The organism is Marinobacter sp., assembly GCF_048259445.1.
Taxonomy (GTDB): Bacteria; Pseudomonadota; Gammaproteobacteria; order Pseudomonadales; family Oleiphilaceae; genus Marinobacter.
In genome coordinates this window covers 33,944-59,467 of sequence record NZ_JBLXHQ010000012.1, presented here as the reverse complement: position 1 = coordinate 59,467, position 25,524 = coordinate 33,944, and the positions used below count along the sequence as shown (strand labels likewise).

The following is a 25,524-nucleotide window of genomic DNA, read 5'->3' as shown; positions in this document are numbered from 1 at the left end:
CTTCTCCGATCACATGCGGTAACCTGTAGCGTCAGAACCGGATCAGAATTGAATGAGAGACAAAACAGGGAAAACCATGCCCGAACACGCCGCCATCACCCCCGGCTTTCACGCCGTTCATGCCAACCATCTGGAAGACCTGCGCCGGGCGGTGGTGTTTATCTGCCAGCAGAACCCGCTGCCGCCGCTGCAGAGCGAGACTTTTCTGGTGCAGAGCAACGGTATTGCCCAGTGGCTGAAGCTGGCACTGGCGGAAAAGCGCGCGGCAGATGGCAGCGAAGGCGGGCTGGGCATTGCGGCCGGCATGGACTTTTTGTTCCCGGCGCGATTTATCTGGCAGGCCTATCGGGCCGTACTGCCGGACGGCGAAGTGCCGAAGCAATCCCCTTTTGATAAGCGCCGGCTGGTATGGCGGCTGTACCGCCTGCTGCCGGAACTGGTTCATACCGACGAAGTATTCAACCCGCTGGCCCGCTTTCTGGAAGGAAGCGACCCTGATTTACGGGCCTTCCAGCTGGCGGAGAAGGTAGCGGATCTTTTCGACCAGTATCAGGTGTTCCGTGCCGATTGGCTGGCCGCCTGGGAGCAGGGCCGGGATGTGGTGATCACTGCCCACAGCGAAGAAAAGCCGGTTGAGGAAGACACTCTTTGGCAGCCAATGCTCTGGCGCAAGCTGGTGGAAGACACGGGCGCTGAAGCCCACACCAGCCGTTCGCAGATTCATACCCGGTTTATGGCTGAAGGCCAGCGTATAACTGCACCCGCTCACCCGAGCCGCTTGCCCAAACGCATTGTGGTGTTCGGGGTATCGTCGCTGCCGCGTCAGGCGCTGGAAGCCCTTTACGTACTGAGCCGGTTCAGCCAGGTGGTTCTTTGCGTTCACAACCCTTCACAGTTTTACTGGGCGGATATTGTCAGCGACCGCGAACTGCTGAAAGCCGAGCGCAAGCGGGGCAAAGTCCACCATACCCTGTCGAAGATTGAGGATGCCGATCAGCTGCACCAGCACGCCAATCCTCTGCTGGCCGCCTGGGGTAAACAGGGCCGGGATTACATTCGCCTGCTGGATGAATTCGACAATCCCGATGAGTACCGCGCCAGTTTCCAGACCCCAGATCAGAAGATCGACATCTTTTCTGAACATGGAACCGAGCAGGCGCCTTGCCTGCTGCACCAGCTCCAGAATGATATTTACAACCTGACGCCACTTCAGGAAATCCGGGATGAACAACGTGAACTCGATCTGGCTCACGACCATTCCATAGCCTTCCACGATGCCCACAGCCCGCAACGGGAAGTGGAGATTCTGCACGATCAGCTGCTGGCTGCCTTTAACGCAGATGCCACGCTAAGGCCCCGGGATGTGATGGTGATGGTGCCGGATATCAACGTTTATGCACCGCATATTCAGGCGGTGTTTGGCCGCTATACGCCGGGCCTCAAGCGCCACATACCCTTCACCATTTCCGATCAGGGCCAGCGTCACCACGAGCCGGTGCTGATTGCCCTGGAAACGCTCATGTCGTTGCCCCGGAGCCGTTTCGGGGTGAGTGAGATCATCAGCTTACTGGAAGTGCCCGGTATTCGTGATCGCTTCGAGATTGCCGAAGAGGAAATCCCCTTAGCCCGGCGCTGGGTAGAAGGCGCCAATATTCGCTGGGGTCTGCACGGTGCCCACCGGGAAAGCCTGGAGTTGCCTGCCGGACTGGAGCGTAACACCTGGCAGGCTGGCCTGCGTTCAATGCTGCTGGGATACGGCATGGGCGACGATGAGCCTTGGGCCGGTGTTCAGCCCTACGCTGAAATCGGCGGGCTGCAAGCCAGCCTGGCCGGGCGCCTTGGTGAATTTGTGTACCGTCTGGAAACCTTATGGCAGGAGCTGCAAGCAAGCCGCACACCCCAGCAATGGGAGGAGCTCTTCTCAGCCATGCTGGAGCAATTTTTCCACAGGGTAGAAGGGCATGATCTCATGCTGCTGAACCGCTTCCGCCGGCAGTTGGAGCAGTGGCTGGAAGACACGATGGCCGCAGGGCTGGATGAGCAATCGTTACCGCTGAATATCGTGAAAGATGTATTACTGGAAGGCCTGGATGAGGGCGGTCTGAACCAGCGCTTCCTCGCCGGTAAGGTGAACTTTGCCACGCTGATGCCCATGCGTGCCATCCCCTTCCGCAAGGTGTGCCTGCTGGGCATGAACGACGGCGACTACCCACGCTCACGACCACCGGTGGATTTTGACCTGATGGCTCAGGATTATCGGCCGGGCGACCGCTCCCGCCGGGAAGACGACCGTTATCTGTTTCTCGAAGCCATGCTCTCAGCCCGCGAACAACTTTACATCAGCTGGGTAGGGCGCAGCATCCGCGACGACTCGCCGAGACCACCCTCAGTGCTGGTTGGCCAGTTGCAGGATCATCTCGACAGTCTTTGGCAGGTGCCCGGAAAGCCAAAAGATTCCGTAACCGCCGCACTGACCACCAGCCACCCGCTGCAACCGTTCAGCCGGGATTATTTCCCGAAAGCCAATGGCCTGGGCGAAGGGGACGGCAATCAGCCAAAGCCCCTAGCCGAAGTGCTGGCCGCCCGCAGCCTGTTCACCTACGAACACGAATGGCGCGGTGCCCATGGCAAGGAAATGGTAGAACAGCGTGAGCAGCAAACCGCCCTGCCGCATCAACAACCCGAAGAACCCATCGCCCTCAACGATCTGGCAGGCTTGCTGAAAAAGCCTGTGGATACCTTTTATCAGCGTCGCTTACAGGTGCGCTTCGAGGATGCGGAAGACGACGACACGGATAACGAAAACTTTGACCTGAACGGTCTCGACCGCTGGCGTCTGGACACCGAACTGATTGAGCAGGGCCTGTTGAAAGCCAGTAACGAAGAAAACCTGCACGAACGCCTGGAAAGCACACTGGATCGCATGGCCCGGCGCGGCGATCTGGGCATGGGCGTTACCGAACAGCGGTTGCGAGGCGATCTCGCCGGCCGCTTGCCGGATCTGTTCCAGCGTTATCAGAGTGCCATGGCCGAATGGCCCGAGGCGATCAATGAGCCACTTCCCTTTGAATACAGGCTGGCGAACAGCACAGGTTCTGTTGAAGTGCTGGACTTGATCAACAACCTGCGCCGCAACCACGAGGGTAACACCTGCCGGTTGGTAATCGCCGGTTCAAGCTTGCTCACCGGCAGTGGTAGCAGCAAGAAGCTCCGCTACGCCAACCTGATGCGGGACTGGGTGATCCATCTGGCCGGGCAACTGACCGCCCAACCGTTTGAAACCCTGATTCTGGGCAAGGAGGAAGGCCGGAAAGTTCGCTTTGCACCTCTGCCAAAGGAAAACGCCGCCAGGCATCTGGACGACATTCTGACGAATTGGATAGAAGCCAGCACCCGCGCTTTACCGCTGCACTGCGAGGCCGGATTTGCCTGGATTTACAGCTTTTACCAGAGCAAGAAATTCCTCGGCGATCACGAGCGCGCCATCAGCGATGCCCAGCAGGCATACGCGACCGCTCTGGAGCGCGACACAGGCTATCTGCGAGGTGCCTTTGAGAGTGCTGAAGCCTTGATGGAAAGCGGCGAGTTTGAAGCCTTGTTGCACGCACTCTATGTGCCTCTATGGGAAGCCGAACAGGATAAATCCGCCGCTGGTCAGATTGAGGGCAAGCTATGACGGGTACAACCGTGACGAAAAACCCGAACCTTGATCCACTGGTACTGCCACTGAACGGCAGCAGTCTGATTGAAGCCAGTGCGGGTACCGGCAAAACCTTCACCATCGCCATTCTGTACGTGCGTTTCGTGCTGGGCCACGGTCAACCCGAGGGCAGCCCTCTGGCTGCCGGCATGCTGCCGCCCAACCTGCTGGTGGTCACCTTCACCGATGCTGCGACCAAGGAGCTGCGAGATCGTATTCGTACGCGGCTCACGCAAGCGGCCGAAGTGTTTTCAAGCAACGGGGAAAACCTCCAGCCCACACCTGAAACCGCACTGATCCATCAGCTGCGGGACGACAGCTACCCAGACCCGGCCACCTGGCCGGACTGCCGCAAAAAACTCCTGCTGGCCGCCGAGTGGATGGACGAAGCCGCGGTGTCCACCATTCACGCCTGGTGTAACCGCATGCTCACCGAGCATGCCTTCGACAGCGGCAGCCTGTTCCGCCTGTCACTGGAAACCGATCAGAGCGAACTGCTCGACGAAGTCGCGCGAGACTACTGGCGCACTTTTATCTACCCGTTGTCGCCGGTGCTGATGGACGAAGTGTTGAGCCACTGGAAAACCCCGGATAACCTGCGTGCGGCTGTGCATAACCTGCTTGGCGATGCCGACTCCTTTGAAGTCGCTACCGACGATGTTAAGCAGGCCATCGAAGCTACTGTGCAAAAACGTATGGAACTGGCTCAGGCCCTGAAAGCCAACCCCTGGGCAGACTGGAAGCCTGAAGTCACCGACATGCTGATTGCCCTCAACAAGAGCAAACGTCTGCACGGTGGCAGCATGAAGCCGATGATTGCTGCCTGGGACACTCTGCTGGATTGGGCCGCTTCCGATGAGCTTTACCCGGAGGGGTTGGACAAGGCCGGCTTCCAGAACCAGACACCGGACATACTGCCGACAAAACTCAAAGGTGAAGGCGATGCACCCCATCACCCCGCCTTTGATGCCATTGAAGAGTTGATCAAATTCAGCCAGAGCCTGCCCAGCGCCGAGGCGGACATTCTCCGGCACGCCAGCCGCTGGATTGCAGAAAGGCTGGAATCGGAAAAACAAAAGCGCTCGGAAATGGGTTTTGACGACCTGCTCACACGGCTGGACGATGCCCTGCATGGCCCTCGCGGAGATCAACTGGCGGCCACCATTCGTCGCCAGTTCCCGGTGGCGCTGATCGATGAATTCCAGGACACAGATCCGGTGCAATACCGCATCTTCAACCGCATTTACCGGGTTGCGGAGAATCATCCGGATACCTGCCTGCTGATGATCGGCGATCCGAAACAGGCCATTTACGGCTTCCGCGGCGCCGATATCTACACCTATCTGGACGCCCGCACCGGCGCCCGCGACCGCACCTGGACACTGGGCCGCAACTTCCGTTCGTCCAAACCCATGGTGAATGCAGTCAACCGGGTGTTTGAGAATGGCGACCTGAATAGCCCGGAAGGAGCCTTCCTGTTCGGCAAGGGCGATAGTTCACCCCTGCCATTTCAGGGGGTAGACGCCAATGGCACCAAACGCCTGTGGTCGGTGAATGGCGAGGTACAGCCCAGCCTCACCCTGTGGTCGTTGGAAAGCGATGAGGAAGACAAGAACGGCAACCGCAAGAGCCTGGCCAAAGGTGCAGCCACCACGGATACAGCAGAAACCTGCGCCAGCGAAATTGCTCACCTGCTGACGCTTGGACAGCAAGGGCTGGCAGGATTTGCTCTGGAAGCGAACAAGGACGATCTGGAGCCGGTTGAACCCAAAGACATCGCCATTCTGGTGAATAACCGCAACGAAGCGGCTGCTGTTCGGGAAGCTCTGGGCCGAAGGCGCATCAAAAGCGTGTATCTGTCTGACCGGGATTCGGTACTCACCTCGCAAGAGGCAAAAGAAGTGTTGTGCTGGCTCAAAGCCTTTGCCGAGCCACGGCAACTGGCCTACGCCCGCGCCGCACTTGCCACGCCCACGCTAGGCTTGCCCTGGCGTTATCTTGACCAGTTGCTGACCGACGAGATGGCACTTGAGCGGGAGATTGATCGCTTTATGGGCTATCAGAAGCAGTGGCAAAGCCAGGGCGTACTGCCCATGCTGCGCAGCTTCCTGATGGACTTTGATGTACCCGGGCGCCTGCTGCAGCGTCCGGAAGGCGAACGCCGGCTAACCGACATTCTGCACATTGCCGAGTTGCTGCAACAGGACAGCCTGCAACTGGACGGCGAACACGCGCTTGTGCACCACTACACCCAGATTCTGCGGGCGGCAGACGAAGAAGACGAACACCGCACCCTGCGCCTGGAAAGCGATGCCGGCCTGGTAAAAGTCATCACCGTGCACAAGTCCAAAGGCCTGGAATACCCTCTGGTGTTCCTGCCCTTTGGCACCGCATTCCGCGCTCAAAGCGAAAAACAGTCGTTCGTGCGTTATCACGACGACGACTCAACGCTGATCACCGTGTTTGATCCGACGCCGGAAGACGTTGCCCGGGCAGATCAGGAACGCCTCGGCGAGGACATCCGCAAACTCTACGTGGCCCTGACCCGCGCCCGCTTCGCCACTTGGGTGGGCGTTGCCGAGATTGATAACTGGCATCTCAGCGGTCTGGGGTATCTTCTGGGCGGTGAACCTGCAGCGCAACAGCCGCTCAGTGAGGCGCTAACGAAACTGGTAGAGGGTCACAGCGAACTGAGTACCGAAGCACTGCCGGAAGCGACGGAAGAACATTACACCGAAGCCGCTCCTGCGGCCCTGGGACCAGCGCTGATTTCAACCCGCGAAGCTCGGGAAGACTGGTGGATTGCCAGTTACTCCTCCCTGGAGTACAGCGGGCTTTCCGGCACCGGCATAATGTTCGCCGGTGAAGTGGAAGACGCCGAAACCCAGAACCTGCTGGAAGAGGGCGCCCATAACCCGGAGGATGAGGGCACAACCATTCCTCTCAGCCACAACCTGCATCATTTCCCCAAAGGCGCTGGCCCAGGAACCTTTCTGCACGATCTGCTGGAATGGTGTGTACAACAGGGCCTGCAAACCATTGTGGATAACCCTGAACACTTGCGCGAGCAGCTCACACGTCGTTGCAGCACACGGGGCTGGAGTGATTGGGTAGACACTCTTGAACACTGGATACTTGCACTCATCCGCCAACCTCTGCCGTTGAACCGCCACGGCGGTGAAAGCGTCAGCCTGGCGAGCCTTGGCACATTGCGCCCGGAACTCGAGTTCTGGTTTGAAAGCCGCAATGTAAATACCCAAGCCATGGACCGGTTGGTGAACCAACACACCCTCAACCGCGCAGACCGGCCACAAGTGGATGCCGGACGCTTCAATGGCATGTTAAAGGGCTTTATCGATCTGGTGTTTGAACACAACGGGCAATATTACGTGCTGGATTACAAATCCAACTACCTCGGCGACAGCGACAGCGCCTACACAGATCAGGCCATGGGCGAGGCGATCCTCAATAAGCGCTACGACCTGCAGTACATCCTATATCTGCTGGCCCTGCACCGCTTGCTGAAAGCCCGCCTGCCGGATTATGACTACGACCAGCACATAGGCGGCGCGGTGTATCTGTTTTTGCGCGGCGTGAATGCGCCCGGGGCAGGGGCGTTTACCGACAAACCACCCAGAGAATTGATTGAACAACTGGATGCCATGTTCGACGGCACGGCAGCCGGAGAGGTAGCGGCATGAGCAAAACACGGAATACCGAAAACCAGTTTGCCTTTGATCTGGATGGAACCATTGGTGTGGATAAAACACCTTCAGCTTCTCCCCGTCGAGACACCAGCCTTGCTTTGGATCAGACCGAAAGTGTTCTGAAGCTTCTGGATAGCTGGCAGCAAGCAGGCTGGATTCGCCCGCTGGATGTACGCTTTGCACGGCTGATTCAGGATTTGTCGGAAGATCAGGGCGAAGTGCCGAAACCGCTGGTTTTGCTGCTTGCTGCACTTACGTCCCATCAGGTTGGCCGGGGCCACGTGTGCGTTGATCTGGCCAACCTGTTGGCCGATGCTGACAGTTCTCTCTCGCTGCCACCGGAGGAGCCAAACGGCGTTCTCTCCACTCAAAACAAGAACAGTCCGGCAGGCTCATTCGCGACGCAGGAAAACGTTGACGAGAGCCTTGATAGCCCGGGAGAACTATTGGCTCTCGTATCCATTCAGGAATGCCTGGCCGCTTTGGGCAATGCTTTGGCAGTAAGTGATGGTTCACATACCACGCCGTTGGTATTGAATGATACCCGGCTTTACCTGCGCCGCTTCTGGCGCTACGAGCAGCAGATTGCCACCGGAATTCTGCAGCGTCTGGCGCAGCCGTCTACCCTCGCTGAGCCGGCTTCAGCAGCTGCCATAACACTGAGCAAATCTCTGGACGTACTGTTTAAACCGCAAGATTCTGTGGGCTCGTTTGTGGATTACCAAAAGCTCGCCTGTGCCCTGGCCGCCCGCAACCGGTTCGCCGTGATTACCGGCGGGCCCGGCACCGGCAAAACCACTACAGTGGTAAATCTGCTGGCGGCCCTGCAGTCCGTCGCAGGTGAATCAACAGAGCGTGATGGGCGCAAATACCGTATTCGCCTCGCAGCACCCACAGGCAAAGCCGCAGCCCGGCTGAACGAATCCATCGGCGGTGCCGTCAGCCGTCTGCCTCTTGCGCTGTTACCGGGGCAGGTATCTCTGGCAGACATTCCCACCAAAGTAACCACGCTCCACAGGCTTCTGGGCAGCCGCCCGGACACCCGCAAATTCCGCCATAACCGCGACAATCCGCTGCTGGTGGATATTCTGGTGATCGACGAAGCTTCCATGGTGGACCTGGACTTGATGGCGTCGGTGTTTGACGCCCTGCCCGCCAACGCCCAACTGATTCTGCTGGGCGACAAGGATCAGCTGGCCTCAGTAGACGCCGGCGCCGTGTTGGGTGAATTGTGCCAGCGCGCGCCAGACGGCCACTATCTGCCAGAAACTGTGCAATGGCTAAAAGCCATAACCGGCACCGACATCCCGACAAGCTTGCAGGACACCGAAGGCCAGCCGCTGGATCAGGCGGTGGCGATGTTGCGCAAGAGCTACCGCTTTGCCGAAGGCAGTGGCATTCGGCAACTGGCCGAAGCGGTCAATACCAACACCTTGAGCGACAGCATGCTTCAGCAGGCCCGCAGCGCTGGTTTCGAGGATGTGATGTGGCTGAATGGCGGTACCAACAAACCCTCTCTGGAAGACGCTCAGGCGCTGATCTGCCGCCATGCGGTCAGTGGCAGCCCGGAAGCCTTCCAGAATAACGGGGAAGGGCGAATCCATGGCAACAACCAGCCCTTGCCGCCACCGGTAGGCTACCGTCACTACTTATCGCTGATGCGAAGCCACAGTCTGGACGGCAACAGCACAACAGAGCAGTGGGGCGAGCTGGCAAGATCGGTATTGCAGGCCTTTAGTGATTTTCAGATACTCTGCGCCCTGCGCCGCGGCCCCTGGGGTGTAGAGGGGCTGAACGAGCTGATCGCCCACCATCTGCTGAAACAAAAGCTCATTCCCCGGGCTGACGGCTGGTACGCAGGACGCCCGGTGCTGATTACCGGCAACGATTACAATCTGGGCCTGATGAACGGCGATGTAGGTATTACCTTCAGCCTGCCGTCGGGCACTGACCCGCAAAATGGCAGCGATCGCCCGCAGTCAGTGTTGCGCGTTGCCTTTCCTGCCAGCGACGGCAGCGGCGACATCCGCTGGATATCACCCAGCCGGTTGCAACAGCTGGAAACCGTGTACGTCATGACCGTGCATAAATCCCAGGGTTCTGAGTTCAATCACACTTGCCTGGTGCTACCCGACCGTCTCAGCCCTGTACTCACGAAGGAACTGGTGTATACAGGCATCACCCGGGCAAAAAACTGGTTCAGCCTGATAACCGGCAACGCCAGCGTATTCAGCGACGGCGTAGACCAGAGGGTGGTACGCGCTTCCGGGTTGGCGTCGGTGCTGACGTCGGGGTTGGCTGGGAACTCAGGCTCTGCTGAACCTTAAGAACGACAAATTCTGCAGGGCGCATCGGGGCGAAGCCTACCATCAGATTAACGCGGCCCCGGTCGATATCACTTTGCGTCGTAGTGCTGGAATCGCAGCGCACAAACCAGGCGTCGGATGCCTTGTCTCCCAGAAATGCGCCCTGTCGGAACAGCTTCTGCATGAACGCGCCTGCAACTGACCGTATTTGCGCCCATAAGGCCTCCTCATTTTGCTCGATCAGGCCAAAACCCAACCCTCGGGTCAGGCTTTCTTCGATAAACAGCGCGGCGCGGCGGACGGGGATATATTTATAGTCGCTCTCGCCCGAGTGTTCGAAACCAGCCATGGTACGCGCACCCCAAACCACCACACCCCCGGGTAATTGCCTCAGCGCGTTGATCCCCTGTGGGTTCGTTACGCCATTCCCGGCTCTCGAAATCATATGCTCCAACCCGGTCACACCCAGAATAGACGCCTCCCGACCCGCAGGAGGCTTCCAGACACCGCGCTGAGCATCCGTGCGCGACATAATGCCGGCTACGCTTCCAGCTGGATCAATGGGTAACATCGAAGAGGCCACCATGATGCGGGGCCAGTAGATGCCAGCATGATCGGTAACAGCGCCCGTTCGCATCGCTGCTACTCCGGCAGCGGCATCGGCTGCTGTTTGCCAGTCGCTCCGGGGGTCAACGATCAGGAAGGCTCGCTGGTGCTGACAGAATACGCTGGCCGTTCCCCATAGTTGCTGCCGCTGGTCATCTGTCTGTTCAAACCCGCGAGGCAGTACCAGCAAGTTGAATGATTCGACGTCGGACGCGACCGACCCGAATGCACTTTCGTAATCGGTCAGTTCAGGAGTTCCTCCGTCATTGCCTTCAATGCGCACGATGACCGCTCTGGCGCCACCATTAAGAAAGAACTGTTTAACCTGCAGCGCCATCTCGCCATAAAAAATATCGCCGCCGAAGGTCCGTTCAAACTCGCCAAACCCGTCAATATGGGTCGGGTGGTTCAGCTCACCTTGGCGGGCCATACCAATGAAGAGCGTGATCGAGGTCGGCACCCCCGCCATAGCCCTCACTCCCGAAGCAATTTCCTCGACATAAACACCGGGATATCTCAGGCGTGGCGACATATTGGTTCCCTGCAAACAATCCATCGAACAGCTTAATCACACCATAGACCACATTTTGGAGCTCTACACAGCGGTATTTCCTTAAACACTCTCCTCTTCTTCATCGCTGTGCTGTTGCTGCAGCCACAATCTGGCGTAGTAGCCATTCTGCACCAGCAACTCGCTATGGCCGCCGCTTTCCACGATTTGACCGTGATCCATGACAAGAATCGTATCGGCATCGCGCACGGTCGACAGACGGTGGGCGATTACAAGAGTGGTGCGCTGCCGGCTGACTTCGTTCAGGGCGTCCAGAATTGCCTGTTCGGAGATGGAATCCAGCGAGGAGGTGGCTTCGTCCAGAATCAGCAGTGGCGGGTTTTTTAACAAAACCCGGGCAATAGCCACCCGCTGTTTCTCCCCGCCGGAGAGTTTCAGTCCACGCTCGCCTACTTTGGTGTCGTAACCTTCTGGCAGGCTGCGGATGAAATCGTCCAGGCGAGCCTGTTTGGCGGCATGATGTATCTCGGCTTCGGTAGCCTCAGGGCGACCGTAGGCGAGGTTGCGATACAGGGTATCGTTGAACAGCACTGTGTCTTGCGGCACCACGCCAATCGCCGACCGCAGGCTGTCCTGGCTGACCGAGCGGATATCCTGGCCATCAATGGTAATACCGCCTTTATCCACGTCAAAAAAGCGGAACAGGAGGCGGGCCAGGGTGGATTTGCCCGCTCCGCTGGCACCCACAACCGCCACTGTGTGCCCGGCGGGTATTGTGAAGTTCACATCCCGCAGAATCGGTCGATCTGCACGGTAAGCAAAATGCACGTGATGAAAGCCGACTTCGCCTTTATTCACAACCAGTGCCGGAGCGTCGGGCGCGTCTTCAACAGCCGGTGCTTCACCCAGCAATCCGAACAGACGCTCAACGTTCACCAACGCCTGGCGGATTTCACGGTACACGAAGCCCAGTGCGTTCAGAGGGATAAACAACTGCAGCAGGTAGGCGTTGATCATGGTGAAGTCACCCAGAGTAATGGCGCCACTGGCCACCTCCCTCACGGCCATCACCATCATGGTTATCATGGCCAAACCAATGATGAGAGCCTGGCCGGAATTAAGCGCCGCCAGAGACAGGCGGTTTTTCAGACGGGCCTGCTCCCAGCCTTCCAGATTCTCGTCGTAAAGGTCGGCTTCAAATTTTTCGTTATTGAAGTACTTCACGGTTTCGTAGTTGAGCAGGCTGTCTATCGCGCGGGAATTGGACTGGTTGTCACGGGCGTTGGCCTCGCGCACGAACTTGGTTCGCCACTCGGTAACCTTGATGGAAAATACGATATACACCACCACAGCAACGAGAATGGCCAACACATAGCTGGCGTTAAACGCGACGAACAAGATGCCCGCCACCATCAGGATTTCCAGCAGGGTGGGCACAATATTGAACAGGGTAAAGCGCAGCAGGAAGCTGATACCGGTGGTTCCCCGCTCGATATCCCGGGCAAGACCTCCGGTTTTTCGGTCCAGATGGAACGCCAGTTCGCGGTCATGGAGATGGCGGAACACCCGCAGCGATACCCGCCGCATGGCACGCTCGGCAACCCTTGCAAACACGGCGTCCCGCAGCTCACTGAACAGTGTGCTGCCAAACCTCAGGGTGCCATAGGCAACCACCAGCACGATAGGAATCCATAGCAACAGTTCGCCTTCACGGCCCTGGTCGAGATAGTCGACAATGTATTTCAGGGCCAGAGGAGTTGCGACAGTCGCCAGCTTTGCCAGTATAAGAAAGGCGATAGAGAGCGCTACGCGACCCCGGTATTCCGCCAGGTAGGGCCATAGCCCGGCGATAACCTTCCAGTCCGGTTTGTGGTTTTGCGGGTAATCACTGTCGGCGTAGGCTCGCACGGGGGATCCTTTTTTATGGCGGAGTTATCAGAAAGTACGGTCTTAGCGAGCATGTGGGCAGACACCTCCTGCCAGGACACGCTGTAAATACGTCCTTGTACGCTCGGCAAAAGCCATCCGTGGCTTTTGACGGTCCTGGCAGGAGGTGTCTGCCCACAAGCTCTTGTCTGGCTGTATGATAAGTCCTTACTTCAAGCGTAACCGTATAGCTGGCTAAGTTTACAGCAGACAGCTCTCAGGAGGCACACCATCAGCACTCGTCACCGGCAGGCCCTGAAACTCGTTATAGGGTTTATACGCCCCTATCGCAAAGCCGTTGCAGGCGCTCTTGTGGCGTTGATTATCACGGCAGGTATTACGCTCGGATTGGGGCAGGGTCTGCGCATTCTTGTGGATCAGGGCCTGGCGACGGAATCTCCGGGCAACCTGGCCCGCGCCATGGGGCTGTTTTTCATTCTGATATTGGGGTTGGCGTTTGGCTCCTTCGCGCGCTTTTACCTGGTGTCCTGGATCGGCGAAAGGGTGGTAGCGGATATCCGCAAGCAGGTGTTCAATCACTTGATCGACCTTCATCCGGGATTTTTCGAGGAAAACCGCGCGCTGGAAATTCAATCGCGCTTCACCGCCGATACCACGGTGCTGCAATCGGTAATCGGCTCAACGGTTTCCATCGCCTTGCGCAATACCTTGATGCTGGTGGGCGGGCTGCTATTGCTGTTCATCACCAATGCCAAACTGGCCGGTATCATTTTGCTGGGCTTCCCTCTGGTTATTGTGCCAATTCTATTTTTCGGGCGGCGAGTGCGGCAGCTTTCACGGCTCAGCCAGGACAGGGTGGCGGATGTGGGCAGCTACGTGGGCGAAAATCTCACCCAGATCAAAACCGTGCAGGCTTTTAACCATCAGCCTCACGACCGGAGCTTTTTCGCGGAAGTTTCTGAGCGCGCCTTCGACATTGCCCGCGACCGTATCAAACAGCGGGCCTGGCTAACCACCATAGCCATTTCCCTGGTGATGGGCGCTGTGGGCGTTGTGATCTGGATTGGCGGTCTCGATGTTATCCACGGTCGCATCACCCCGGGCGAACTGGCAGCATTTGTGTTTTACAGCCTGCTGGTAGGCGTTGCCGCAGGCGCCATCAGTGAAGTGATCGGGGAGTTGCAGCGGGCAGCCGGCTCCGCCGCTCGGCTTTTCGAATTGCTACAGACGGAACCGGAGTTTGACCGGCCTGCAGGAGTGGCAAGCGGCTTTCCAGAGCCGATCATTGGCGAAATCACCATTGAGGGTCTGAATTTCAGTTACCCTGGACGTCGCGAACACCCGGCCTTGGCCGATATCTGCCTGCATGTCCGTGCCGGGGAAACTCTGGCCCTGGTTGGCCCCTCGGGAGCCGGAAAATCGACGCTATTTGATTTGCTGCTGCATTTTTACCAGCCCGACAGTGGCACAATTCACATCGACGGTACCGACAGCGCTACGGTTTCTCTGGAGGCGCTGCGTAACTGTTTTTCACTGGTGCCCCAGAACCCTGCGCTGTTCCACGGGACCGTGGCAGACAACATAGGCTACGCCCGGCCGGGCGCCAGCCAGACCGATGTTGAAAAGGCGGCCCGCATTGCTCACGCCCACGAATTTATTGAGAAGCTGCCAGAAGGCTATCTGACTCGGCTGGGCGATGCCGGGCTGGGGCTTTCAGGCGGCCAGAAGCAACGGCTAGCCATTGCCCGCGCCCTGCTTGCTGATGCGCCCATATTGCTGCTTGACGAAGCCACCAGTGCTCTGGATGCGGAAAGCGAGAGCCTGATTCAACAGGCTATGCCGGCGCTTACCTCGGGTAGAACCACTCTGGTAATCGCCCACCGGCTTGCGACCGTGCGGGATGCTGACCGCATAGCCGTTCTGGATCAGGGCCGGCTTTTAGCCGTTGGCACCCACGAGGAGTTAATACGGGAAAACGAGCTCTACAGGCGCCTTGCTGCGCTGCAGTTCCGGGAGCAGCCGGCATGATATTGCACATTGTCAATTTGTGTCAGGCCTCGCGACTCCCTACACTGTTAAGTGAGATTGTTAAATCAGAGACACAGGGAGAATGGCAAAGTGAGCAATAAAGAATTGCAGGCACTTAAAGAACGCTATGTTGCAGCGGGCGCGGCAAGTCCTAATGAACAATTTGCCGATCACGCAACCAATGCAGAACTGTGGGACGCAGACGGCAAGCGCATGATCGACTTTGCCGGCGGTATCGGTGTACTTAACATTGGTCATCGGCATCCTAAAGTCGTTGAGGCGGTAAAAGCCCAACTTGATAAGCTGATGCATACCTGCCAGACCGTTATGTCCTATGAAGGATACGTGCGTCTGGCCCAGAAGCTCAGCGAGGTTGCACCGGTAAAGGGTCACGCCAAGGTCATGCTTGCGAACTCCGGTGCTGAAGCTCTGGAAAACGCCGTAAAAATTGCTCGTGCAGCTACCGGCCGCACAAACATCATCTGCTTTGACGGCGGCTATCATGGTCGTACGTTCATGACTATGGCCATGAACGGCAAAGCCGCGCCTTACCAGACGGATTTTGGCCCCATGCCAGGAACTGTCTTTCGTGCGCCTTACCCCGTGCCGTACCACGGCGTAAGCGAAGACGAAGCCCTGCGTGGGCTGATGATGACCATGAAGGCAGATTCACCCGCAAACCAGACTGCCGCTATCGTTATTGAGCCGGTACTGGGTGAGGGTGGTTTTTATCCGGCACCTGCGAGTTTCCTCAAGAAACTTCGCGAGATATGTGATGAAAACGGCATTCTGCTGATTGTCGACGAAGTTCAGAGTGGCTTTGGTCGCACCGGCAAGCTATTCGCCATCGAGCACAGTGGTGTTGAGCCGGACATGATGACCATGGCCAAGAGTATGGCTGATGGCATGCCTATCTCGGCGATCGTCGGAACAGACAAGCACATGGATGCTTCTGGCCCGAATTCGCTGGGTGGTACTTATACCGGTAGCCCAACCGCGTGTGCTGCTGCACTGGCTGTATTTGATGTGTTCAGGGATGAGGATATTCTGGGTCAGAGCCAGCGCCTCGGTAAGAAGCTGGAAGTTTGCTTCACCAAGTGGCAAGAGCAGTTCACCCATGTGGATAACGTCCGCTGCCTCGGCTCCATGGCGGCGTTCGAGCTCGTCGAGAACAAGGAAAGCCGCAAACCCATGCCGGAACTGGCTGCAGCAATCACGAAAAAGGCCAAAGAAAAGGGCCTTATTCTTCTGAGTTGTGGTATGTACGGCAATACTCTGCGCTTCCTGATGCCCGTCACCATCGAGGATAATGTCCTTGAAGAAGGGCTGACGATTCTCGAGGAAAGCCTGAAAGAAGCAGGCGCCTGATTTAGCACCTGTTCGTAAAAAAGCCGGACCTCAGGGTTCGGTTTTTTTATGGCGTTCGTCGTATACTGCCTTCAGTTGTTTCACCAACCAGGCATGACTATGACCTCACCGAACACCACCACTTCCACGCCGGACCATAAGCCCAGGCCCTGGGTTGATCTACTGGTCAGTATTATTATCCCATCCGTTATTCTGATGAAATTCAGCGGCGACGAGCATCTTGGCAGCGTTAACGCCCTGATTCTCGGGCTTGCGTTTCCCCTTGGCTGGGGACTGTTCGAGCTGGTTCGCTACAACAAGAAAAACTTTATCGCGTTGCTGGGTCTGGTGAGTGTAGGGCTAACAGGTGGTATCGGTTTGCTTGAGCTGGATGCTGGTTGGTTAGCCGTAAAAGAAGCCGCTATACCCGCCATTATTGGCCTGGCCGTGCTCGTATCCACCCGCACAAAATACCCTTTGGTGCGCACGCTGCTATATAACCCCAACGTGCTGGATGTGGAAAAAATTCACGGGGCACTGGAAGAAAAGAATTGTGTAGGGCAGTTTGAAGCGCGGTTGTTGAAGGCCAGCTACTTCTTCGCCGGCACCTTTCTGTTTTCATCCATCATGAACTATGTCCTCGCCCGCTGGATTGTCGTCAGTCCCTCTGGCACTCAGGCCTTTAACGAAGAGCTCGGCAGAATGACCCTGGTGAGTTACCCGATGATCGCGATACCTTCCATGGTAATGATGATGCTTATCTTCTATTACTTGTGGAGAACTATACGTCGCCTTACAGGTTATACCCTGGAAGAAGTGATGGCGCCTCATCTGGCGGAGAAAGACAAAGCCTGACCGTAAGAATTACGCCTCCTTCAGGAAAAATAAATCGAAATTACAACAACATAGCTTTTCATAGACAAAAAAAGGCCAGAGTATTGCTACTCTGGCCTTTTTTAATTGGAGCTTTATCAGATATCGAGGTTGTGAACTTCCAAAGCATGGGTCTGAATAAAATCACGACGGGGCTCAACATCGTCACCCATCAGGGTTGTGAAAATCTGGTCTGCCGCAATGGCATCATCAATCTTCACTTTCATCATACGACGGCTTTCCGGGTCCATAGTCGTTTCCCATAGCTGATCCGGATTCATCTCACCAAGGCCTTTATAGCGCTGGATGCTCAGACCACGCTGGGCCTCCTTCATCAGCCAGTCCAGTGCACCTTCAAACGACAGTATTACCTGTTTACGCTCACCACGCTGGATGTATGCACCTTCTTCAATCAGCCCGTTCAGAGTCTCGCCGAGGCGTGCTATCGCACCATAGGACGGTGAATCAAAGAAGTCGTGGCTGAATATATGCTCGTGGGGAATCCCGTGCACATAGATGGTGACTTTTGGCAGATAAAGGCCGCGTTCTGAGTCCTTCGTAACCGAGAAGGTATATTTGGTTCCGGTACGGGTATCTACATTCAGCCCGTCGCCTAGGCGAGTGGCCCATGAGGCAACCGTTTGCTCGTCCTTCAGATCCTCAGGCTTCAGGGTATCATTGTGAAGCATACGCTCCAGCACTTTAGCCGGGTAAGCGCGGGACAGGCGTTCGATCATCGCCATCACGGCCTGGTAGTCCTTCACCATTGTCTCCAGGGCGGAATCCTTGATGGGTGGCGCTTCCGGATTCACGTAGAGCTGTGCACCCTCCAGAGAAGTCTGAGTGAGGTAGGCTTCTTTTGCTTTCTCATCTTTCAGGTACTGCTCCTGTTTTCCACGCTTTACCTTGTACAGAGGCGGCATTGCTATAAACACATGGCCCCGCTCAATGATCTCGCGCATCTGACGGAACAGGAAAGTCAGCAGCAGGGTGCGAATGTGAGAACCATCCACGTCCGCATCCGTCATGATAACAATGGAGTGGTATCTGAGCTTATCCGCGTTGAACTCTTCCCGACCAATACCACAGCCCAGCGCAGTGATCAGAGTTCCAACTTCGGCAGAGGATAGCATCTTGTCGAAACGTGCTTTCTCCACGTTCAGAATCTTACCTTTCAGTGGCAGGATTGCCTGGGTTTTGCGGTCCCGGCCCTGTTTGGCGCTGCCGCCGGCCGAGTCACCCTCCACTATGAACAGTTCGGAGAGAGCAGGGTCTTTCTCCTGGCAGTCCGCAAGCTTGCCTGGCAGTCCAGCTATATCCAGCGCGCCTTTGCGACGGGTCATGTCCCGCGCCTTACGAGCGGCTTCACGAGCCCGTGCTGCCTCAATCATTTTATTTACAATCAACCGGGCTTCGTTGGGCTGTTCCTGCAGATATTCTGCAAAGCTTTGATAGAGCTCTTGCTCAACCGCTGTTTTCACTTCTGAGGAAACCAGCTTGTCTTTGGTCTGTGAAGAGAACTTTGGATCAGGCACTTTGACGCTGATGATTGCCGTAAGGCCTTCCCGGGCATCATCACCGGAGGTGCTAACCTTGGCTTTCTTGCCCAGGCCTTCGCTTTCAATATAATTGTTCAGCGAACGGGTCAGGGCGGCACGGAAGCCAGCCAGGTGCGTACCACCATCGCGCTGGGGAATGTTGTTGGTAAAGCAGTAGATATTCTCCTGGAACGCATCGTTCCACTGCATGGACACTTCCACCGAAATTCCGTCTTCCCGCTCGCGAGTGAAGTGAAAGACCCGGTTGATAGGCGTTTTATTGGCATTAAGGTGCTCAACAAAAGCCCTCAAACCCCCGTCGTACTGAAAGATCTCTTCTTTACCACTGCGCTCATCCGTCAGGCGTATACGCACACCGCTGTTCAGGAACGCCAGTTCCCGTATGCGTTTGGCAAGAATGTCATAGTGGAATTCAATGTGCGTAAAGGTCTCGGGCGACGGGATAAAGTGAACCCGGGTCCCGGATGCATCTGTGTCACCTACCGGCGCGAGAGGCGCATTAGGCACACCGTGAGTATAAACTTGCTCATATACCTTGCCATCCCGACGGATCGTCAAGGTCAGGGTAGAGGACAAGGCGTTTACAACGGAGACGCCCACGCCGTGAAGGCCACCGGAAACCTTGTAGGAGTTGTCGTCAAACTTACCCCCGGCATGCAGTACCGTCATGATAACTTCAGCGGCGGATACACCTTCTTCCTCATGCATATCCACAGGAATGCCACGGCCATTATCCTGAACACTGACAGACTCATCAGGATGAATGATGATCCCGATTTCGGAACAGTGCCCTGCCAGAGCTTCATCGATGGAGTTATCCACCAGCTCGAAGACCATGTGATGCAGGCCGGTGCCGTCGTCCGTATCACCGATGTACATCCCAGGCCGTTTTCGCACCGCATCCAGTCCTTTCAGAACTTTGATACTGGTAGAATTGTAGATCGATTCACTCATTAGGAAACTCCTGAAGCGTAAGGGCCCGGCGCTCTCCTTAAAGCTGCTTCTATGCAGGTAAAGGATTTGGTAAGCCGGTTTATTCTTCCTTTAATTTTCCATGTTCCACGTGGAACATTCGGTAATCAGGTATCTGGTTACCTTGCCACAATGACTCCAGATCGGGATGTTCAATGGACGTTATAAATACCTGGCAACGTAATTCCTGTAACTTGCGGGCCAACATGGTTCTGTGGCCCTCATCCAGCTCGGCGTTAATATCATCAACCAGAAAACTGACCTGCTTTCCGAGATCATTCAACACCATGCTCTGGGCAATTTTCATCAGAATGACAAGGGTCTTCTGCTGGCCGCGAGAAAAAGTTTCCGCTACCGGTCGTCCCTGAAATCTGATTCTGATATCCGCTCGGTTCGGCCCGTAGAGTGTATGCCCCATGCGAGCTTCCTGCTCCCTGTGGCGGACCAATACATCTAACAGCGACTGGCTGTTATCCCACCCGGGATAAAACTCCAGCTTTAGCCCCTCAGTCCAACTCACATCTACTTCGTGAACCAGGCTAACGAACGCATTTTTGAATTGGTCAAAGGCGCGTTTACGGGCTTCACTTATTCTTTCACTGAGCGCTGCGTACTGCGTGTCCCAGATGCGCAACATGGATTCGTCCATTCTACCATTTCTCAGCGTTTGATTCCGCTGTGAAGTGACTCTCTGGCACTGTTGCCAGCTCGATGCGAAGGAAGGTTCCACGTGGAACACTGCCCAATCAAGAAATTGCCTGCGCTTTCCCGGACCGCCGGCAACAATATCGAAAACTCCAGGATCAATAACAGAAACCGGTAAGTGCTTTGCAAGCGAAGACAAACTGCGCACGCCTTCACCATCTACGCGAAGCGTTGTTTCCTTCTGGGCAACATCACGAGAGATGCCTAGCCGGTGAGCCAACACACCAGATGATTCCTCATTACGCTTATCATCAAAACCATGGTCCAGACCGCCGAAGACTGTGAACCTGTCCTGTCCATGCTGAACAACAGCCTGATGGCGATTTACGCGAAAGGAACGCCCAAGGCCCAGATAGCCGATAGCCTCCAGTACACTGGTCTTGCCACTACCGTTGGCACCATAAAGTAGATTGAACGATGGTGAGAACGAAACGGGCTCAGCCGGCGACAGATTGCGAAAAAACTCAGTATGAAGTTTTACCAGCGCCATAGAAAGACAGCTCGTCGCGGCATCAAGAGGAATGGACGTATCCACGAAAAAGGCAGCATGTCACCGTTTCGTGAAATGCTGCCCTAGTGTACAAAACCAAGCAGTTGAAGGCGACCCGCCTCAGTGGAGCATGTTAAGCCGCTCATCCATAAATACATCCATTTCTGGCGCAAGGATGTGTACATAGCGATCGAAATACAGGAACTGCTTCAGTAACAGGGCAAACTCCCGGGGGAAATGCAGACCGTGACTTTCACCAACTTTCACCATATCCATCAGAATGCTGTTCACATCGTCTTCTGCCTGATCGGCCTGATAAGGCACGTGATCGGGTACCATTTTATCCATCTGCTGATACAGCTTGCGCAGATCCGCTGCAAGATCCGCTGCCTTCACAGTCTGATTGGTGATCCCTATACGTATCATGGCCTCTGCCATACCGTCGAAGTTGCCGACCATTACCGACGAAATAAAATCACTGACAGCTTGCCAGGTATCCGGCCGTATCCGGCCGACGATACCGAAATCAATAAAACCTACGCGGCCATCTTTTAATACCATCAGGTTACCGGCGTGCACATCAGCATGGAAAAACTCGCACTGGGTGAGGCTGGCAAACCAGGTATTCATTGCAGTTATAAGCGTCCGTTCCGGATCTTTAGCGTAACCACGAATGCTTTCAAGGTCCGTAAGGGGTACGCCGTAGAAACGCTCCATCGTCAGAATACGACGGGTACTGCAATGTTCGTAAACCACCGGAACCGTAGCATCTTCATTATGCGTATCGTGAAGAAAGTTACGGAATACCTTCAGGTTATTTGCCTCTTTGATGAAATCGCATTCTTCCATCATGGTGCGCTGAATTTCTTCCACAATTCCTGAGAGTGATGTCCAGGAAAGTTTTGGCGCCAGAACTTCAAGAATTCGTGCCGAGAGATACAGGAAGTTCAGATCTGTCAGCAAAATGTTTTCAACACCGGGCTTCTGAACCTTGATAACAACGTCTTCGCCGGTTACCAGCCGTGCGGCGTGAACCTGTGCGATCGAAGCAGACGCAAGAGCCACCGGGTCAATCTCAGCGAACACCTGGTCAATAGGCAGATCAAGCTCATCTCGAATGATTCGTTTGATCACCCCAAACGGCAGGTTCGGCGTCCGGTCCAGGCAATACTGAAACTCTTCAACGTATTCTTTCGGGAAGAACGTTGGAGAGCTGGCAATAAATTGTCCCAGCTTGATGTAGGTTGCACCCAGGGACTCAAACGTCTCTCGCAGCAAGCGTGGAGCAGGGGGACGGTTACCCCCGATCCATTTAGCACCTGTCCGGCCCAGCACAGAAAGCGTTTGTCCAATCCTGAATGCGCCTTTGATCCCGTTCGTTACGGTGCCCATCAATATTCTCCTAAAGCCTCATCGGCATAACCACATAGAGACAGCGGTTATCGTGTTGCGATTCGATCAGTGCGCTGCTGTTTGGATTAGAGAGCGTTAGCTTGACCTGATCCTCTTCCAGCGCATTCATTACATCTATCAGATAGCCTACGTTAAAACCGATCTGAAGGGATTCGCCCTGGTAATCAACCGGCAGCGCATCTTCAGCCTGTTCCTGGTCGGGGTTGTTCGCAAACACCTGGAGTTCATTTGTTGCCAGGTTCAGGCGAACGCCCCGGATATTTTCATGGGAAAGAATACCTGCGCGCTGAAGGGTGTTCTTCAGGGTAGCCCGGTCTGCAAGAACAACCTTGTCTCCACCCCGCGGAATGACCCGGTTGTAATCCGGGAACTTTCCTTCAATCAGCTTGGAAGTAAACGTGTAGGATCCAACGGTTGCTCGCAGATGGTTATCACCTATAACCAGTGTTACCGGCGTTTCCACATCATCAAGGAGTCGGGAAAGTTCCAGCACGCCTTTACGGGGAACGATTACCTGACGGGGATCAGCGCAACCTGTGTCCAGCTCCACGTGAGCCATCGCCAGCCTGTGCCCATCGGTTGCCACTGTGCGCACGTGACCTTTATCCACTTCCAACAACAATCCGTTCAGATAATAACGAACATCCTGTTGCGCCATGGCGAAGGCAGTGGCGTCAAACATGCGTTTCAGCTCTTTCTGGGGCAGTTCAAGCCGAAAGCTCTCGGGTTCATCCTCCACATTTGGAAAATGCTCCGCGGGAAGCGTGGAAAGGGTGAAATGGCTTGCTCCGCAACGGACATGCAACCGATCACCTTCAAGAACGAGTTCTATGGGTGCCTGGTCACCCAGAGCCCGGCATATATCTGAAAGTTTTCGGGCCGGAACGGTAATCCGCCCGGGCTGGTCCACATGAACGGGTGTAACCCGCCCTACCAGCTCTACTTCCATATTTGTCCCGGTCAGGATCAGTGTATTGTCTTCGGCTACCAGCAGCACATTGGACAGTACCGGCATGGTCTGCTTTTTTTCAACGACACCGGCAATGCTTTGCAACGGTGTGAGCAGGGATTCACGGCTGATCGTCAGTTTCATGTCACTCAGCTTTCTGTTGTTGGAAGGATGAATGTGGTCTTCATGTGGTCAGCAATCTCATAAAGTTCTGATAGTCCTCACGGATACCCGGGTCCGTTTCCTGCAGCTCAACTATTTTTTTGCACGCATGCAGGACCGTTGTGTGGTCACGCCCACCGAACGCGTCTCCGATTTCAGGCAAGCTGTGATTGGTCAGCTCTTTGGAAAGCGACATAGCCACTTGCCGAGGCCTTGTGACCACTCGGGTTCGTCTCTTGGAATGCAGATCCGCAACCTTTATTTTATAGTACTCAGCTACCGTCCGCTGAATGTTATCGATACTCACCTGTTTTTCATGCAAGGCGAGCAGATCCTTAAGGCTCTCCCGGATAAACGGAGGCGTGATCTCAGATCCTGTAAAGTGAGCATTCGCTATCACCAAGCGAAGCGCACCCTCAAGCTCTCTTACGTTAGAACGGATCTTTTGCGCGATAAAAAATGCCGCCTCGCTGCTGAGTTTTACGTTAACCTGATCCGCCTTTTTCATCAGGATCGCAACCCGCGTTTCCAGCTCAGGTGGCTCTACCATCACGGTAAGCCCCCAGCCAAAACGCGATTTAAGGCGCTCTTCCATGTCTACAATTTCTTTAGGGAACCTGTCACAGGTTACGATTACCTGTTGCCCGCCTTCCAGCAACGCATTAAACGTGTGAAAGAACTCTTCTTGTGAACGCTCCTTACGGGCGAAGAACTGAATATCATCGATCAGCAATGCATCAACAGACCGATAGTAGCGCTTGAATTCATTAATCGCGTTCAATTGCAGCGCCTTGACCATGTCTGCAACGAAGCGTTCCGAACGCAGGTAAGCTACCTTGGCGTTGGGATTACGCCGAACAATGTCGTTTCCGATAGCATGCATCAGGTGAGTTTTACCCAGGCCAACCCCGCCATATAAAAACAACGGGTTATAGGCGCCACCCGGGTTTTCCGCTACCTGCATGGAGGCTGCCCGGGCTAACTGGTTAGATTTACCCTCTACAAAGGTATCGAACGTAAAGCCTTCATTCAGAAAGCTCTGATGTTTGATATCCCCCTCTACCTGAACCGAGCGGCGCCCTCCGTTTGATCTGTACTCGTTAAGATGCGCCTGTCGATGGCCGCCCGAAGTTGCCGCAATACCTTTTTCTTCTTCAGTAACCCTGCCAACGATTTCATCCTGAGCCTTTCCGGGAGCGGTCTGCCGGGCCAGTTCCGAGCGCATGACCGGCTCGCTCTCCCGGGGCGCCGATCCAACTTTTATGCCCACTCTCGGAGCCTGGCCTCCATTCAGTTCTTTGAGGACTTCTTCTATGCGCCGGAGATACTTCTCATTCACCCAGTCCATAACAAATCGATTGGGCGCAAACAGCACCAGTTGCCCGTCTCGATGATCGGCCTGGAGGGGTCTGAGCCACGTATTGAATTGCTGTGCGGGAAACTCATCCCGGAGTACTTCAAGACATTGATGCCACATACTGTTCGGCACGACAGTCTGCTCCCGATAACACATAGATTTCTCAAACCGGATAAGGGTCGTCCGGTTCCGAAAGTTGACCAAGGATTCTAACCTGACGGCTTGCTCAGTGAAAGAGTAAACGCCTCGCCATAAACAGCCTGTGGAAATATATATTCTTTTTTATCAACATAGTAGGAACTTACTCACAACCTTGTGTACAGAAAATTCTTTAGTTATGAGTTACCCACACACCTGTGTGCACAACCGGTCGCCAAACCTGTGCGCAATCACGAGGGTTTCGGTGGATAACTGAACAGATTCCGATGACCGCCACTTCTCCACAATTCATCATGCCCTTATACACAAGGCTCAGGTGTACTTCTGCTCAACTTTGTCAATGATCCAGGTTATTGCTTTATATGACAGAAACCGGGTTTTCCACAGAAATCAACCTGCGTAATAACAGTAATAATAGAATCTTTAAAAGAATTCTAAAAAACCTGTTACTACTGTTATTCGTGAGATCAACCTGTGTTTCTCCGCCTTTTTGAGACCTTCCGGGTCCTGCCATCTCACATCGGCACAAGCGCGTACCAATAAACATTGAACCCACGATAAAATTTGCATAGAATGCCGCTCCTGTTTTGGTTATTAATTTTTAAACCAACTCCCGAATGTCCAACACACGAATTGTGAGATAGTCACCATGAAAAGAACGTTTCAACCAAGCGTCCTGAAGCGTAAGCGCGTTCACGGTTTCCGTGCCCGTATGGCAACAGCCAATGGCCGCAAGGTAATTTCCCGTCGTCGTGCCAAAGGCCGTGCCCGTCTGTCTGCGTAATCTGTCGTT

General features: G+C 55.3%; 14 protein-coding genes. 7 read left to right on the top strand and 7 right to left on the bottom strand.

Annotated features, from left to right (window positions below; genetic code table 11):
• The first annotated feature begins 52 nt into the window (after nucleotides 1–52).
• The 3 genes from recC to recD are packed head-to-tail and all read left to right on the top strand — an operon-like array spanning nucleotide 53 to nucleotide 9,734.
• Complete coding sequence (gene recC / locus ACN0RL_RS10465; protein WP_417516441.1) at nucleotides 53–3,676, top strand: exodeoxyribonuclease V subunit gamma; 3,624 nt, start codon at nucleotides 53–55, stop codon at nucleotides 3,674–3,676.
• A complete protein-coding gene (gene recB / locus ACN0RL_RS10460) occupies nucleotides 3,673–7,401 on the top strand; it encodes an exodeoxyribonuclease V subunit beta (protein WP_417516439.1) in 3,729 nt (1,242 codons plus the stop codon). Before recC ends, recB begins: the two co-directional genes overlap by 4 nt.
• Nucleotides 7,398–9,734 carry an exodeoxyribonuclease V subunit alpha gene (recD, locus tag ACN0RL_RS10455; RefSeq protein ID WP_417516437.1) on the top strand — a complete coding sequence of 779 codons (2,337 nt, stop codon included), beginning with the start codon at nucleotides 7,398–7,400 and terminating at the stop codon, nucleotides 9,732–9,734. The genes recB and recD overlap by 4 nt, the downstream gene beginning before the upstream one ends.
• On the opposite strand, the gene ACN0RL_RS10450 is transcribed toward recD, so the two are convergent.
• The gene (locus tag ACN0RL_RS10450) at nucleotides 9,637–10,851 is read right to left on the bottom strand and encodes a phage tail sheath family protein (RefSeq protein ID WP_417516435.1); all 1,215 of its coding nucleotides are present in this window, start codon (nucleotides 10,849–10,851) and stop codon (nucleotides 9,637–9,639) included. The two genes, recD and ACN0RL_RS10450, sit on opposite strands and share 98 nt — an antisense overlap.
• 81 nt (nucleotides 10,852–10,932) lie before the next feature.
• Nucleotides 10,933–12,738: an ABCB family ABC transporter ATP-binding protein/permease gene (locus ACN0RL_RS10445; RefSeq protein WP_417516433.1), complete on the bottom strand. Its 1,806-nt coding sequence runs from the start codon at nucleotides 12,736–12,738 to the stop codon at nucleotides 10,933–10,935.
• 273 nt (nucleotides 12,739–13,011) lie between these two features.
• Between ACN0RL_RS10445 and ACN0RL_RS10440 the strand changes: the two genes are divergently transcribed.
• The 3 genes from ACN0RL_RS10440 (at nucleotide 13,012) to ACN0RL_RS10430 (ending at nucleotide 16,947) form a co-directional block, all read left to right on the top strand.
• Nucleotides 13,012–14,745, top strand: a complete 1,734-nt coding sequence (locus ACN0RL_RS10440; RefSeq protein WP_417516528.1) for an ABC transporter transmembrane domain-containing protein — start codon at nucleotides 13,012–13,014, stop codon at nucleotides 14,743–14,745.
• Nucleotides 14,746–14,835: 90 nt separating this feature from the next.
• Nucleotides 14,836–16,113, top strand: a complete 1,278-nt coding sequence (gene gabT / locus ACN0RL_RS10435; RefSeq protein WP_417516431.1) for a 4-aminobutyrate--2-oxoglutarate transaminase — start codon at nucleotides 14,836–14,838, stop codon at nucleotides 16,111–16,113.
• Nucleotides 16,114–16,212: 99 nt separating this feature from the next.
• Nucleotides 16,213–16,947 (top strand): VC0807 family protein, encoded by a 735-nt coding sequence (locus ACN0RL_RS10430; RefSeq protein ID WP_417516429.1) that lies wholly within the window; start codon nucleotides 16,213–16,215, stop codon nucleotides 16,945–16,947.
• 116 nt (nucleotides 16,948–17,063) lie between these two features.
• On the opposite strand, the gene gyrB is transcribed toward ACN0RL_RS10430, so the two are convergent.
• The 5 genes from gyrB to dnaA all read right to left on the bottom strand — a co-directional run bounded on the left by gyrB (nucleotide 17,064) and on the right by dnaA (nucleotide 24,704).
• Nucleotides 17,064–19,478 (bottom strand): DNA topoisomerase (ATP-hydrolyzing) subunit B, encoded by a 2,415-nt coding sequence (gene gyrB, locus ACN0RL_RS10425; protein WP_417516427.1) that lies wholly within the window; start codon nucleotides 19,476–19,478, stop codon nucleotides 17,064–17,066.
• Between the two features lie 79 nt (nucleotides 19,479–19,557).
• Complete coding sequence (recF, locus tag ACN0RL_RS10420) at nucleotides 19,558–20,691, bottom strand: DNA replication/repair protein RecF (RefSeq protein WP_417516425.1); 1,134 nt, start codon at nucleotides 20,689–20,691, stop codon at nucleotides 19,558–19,560.
• A 120-nt stretch (nucleotides 20,692–20,811) separates the two neighbouring features.
• Nucleotides 20,812–22,083 carry an ABC1 kinase family protein gene (locus tag ACN0RL_RS10415; protein WP_417516423.1) on the bottom strand — a complete coding sequence of 424 codons (1,272 nt, stop codon included), beginning with the start codon at nucleotides 22,081–22,083 and terminating at the stop codon, nucleotides 20,812–20,814.
• A gap of 10 nt (nucleotides 22,084–22,093) precedes the next feature.
• The gene (gene dnaN, locus ACN0RL_RS10410) at nucleotides 22,094–23,197 is read right to left on the bottom strand and encodes a DNA polymerase III subunit beta (RefSeq protein ID WP_417516421.1); all 1,104 of its coding nucleotides are present in this window, start codon (nucleotides 23,195–23,197) and stop codon (nucleotides 22,094–22,096) included.
• Nucleotides 23,198–23,237: 40 nt separating this feature from the next.
• The gene (dnaA, locus tag ACN0RL_RS10405) at nucleotides 23,238–24,704 is read right to left on the bottom strand and encodes a chromosomal replication initiator protein DnaA (RefSeq protein ID WP_417516419.1); all 1,467 of its coding nucleotides are present in this window, start codon (nucleotides 24,702–24,704) and stop codon (nucleotides 23,238–23,240) included.
• Between the two features lie 676 nt (nucleotides 24,705–25,380).
• On the opposite strand from dnaA, the gene rpmH reads away from it, so the two are divergent.
• Nucleotides 25,381–25,515, top strand: coding sequence for a 50S ribosomal protein L34 (rpmH, locus tag ACN0RL_RS10400; RefSeq protein WP_008172542.1), 135 nt, complete (start codon nucleotides 25,381–25,383; stop codon nucleotides 25,513–25,515).
• The last annotated feature ends 9 nt before the right edge of the window (nucleotides 25,516–25,524 follow it).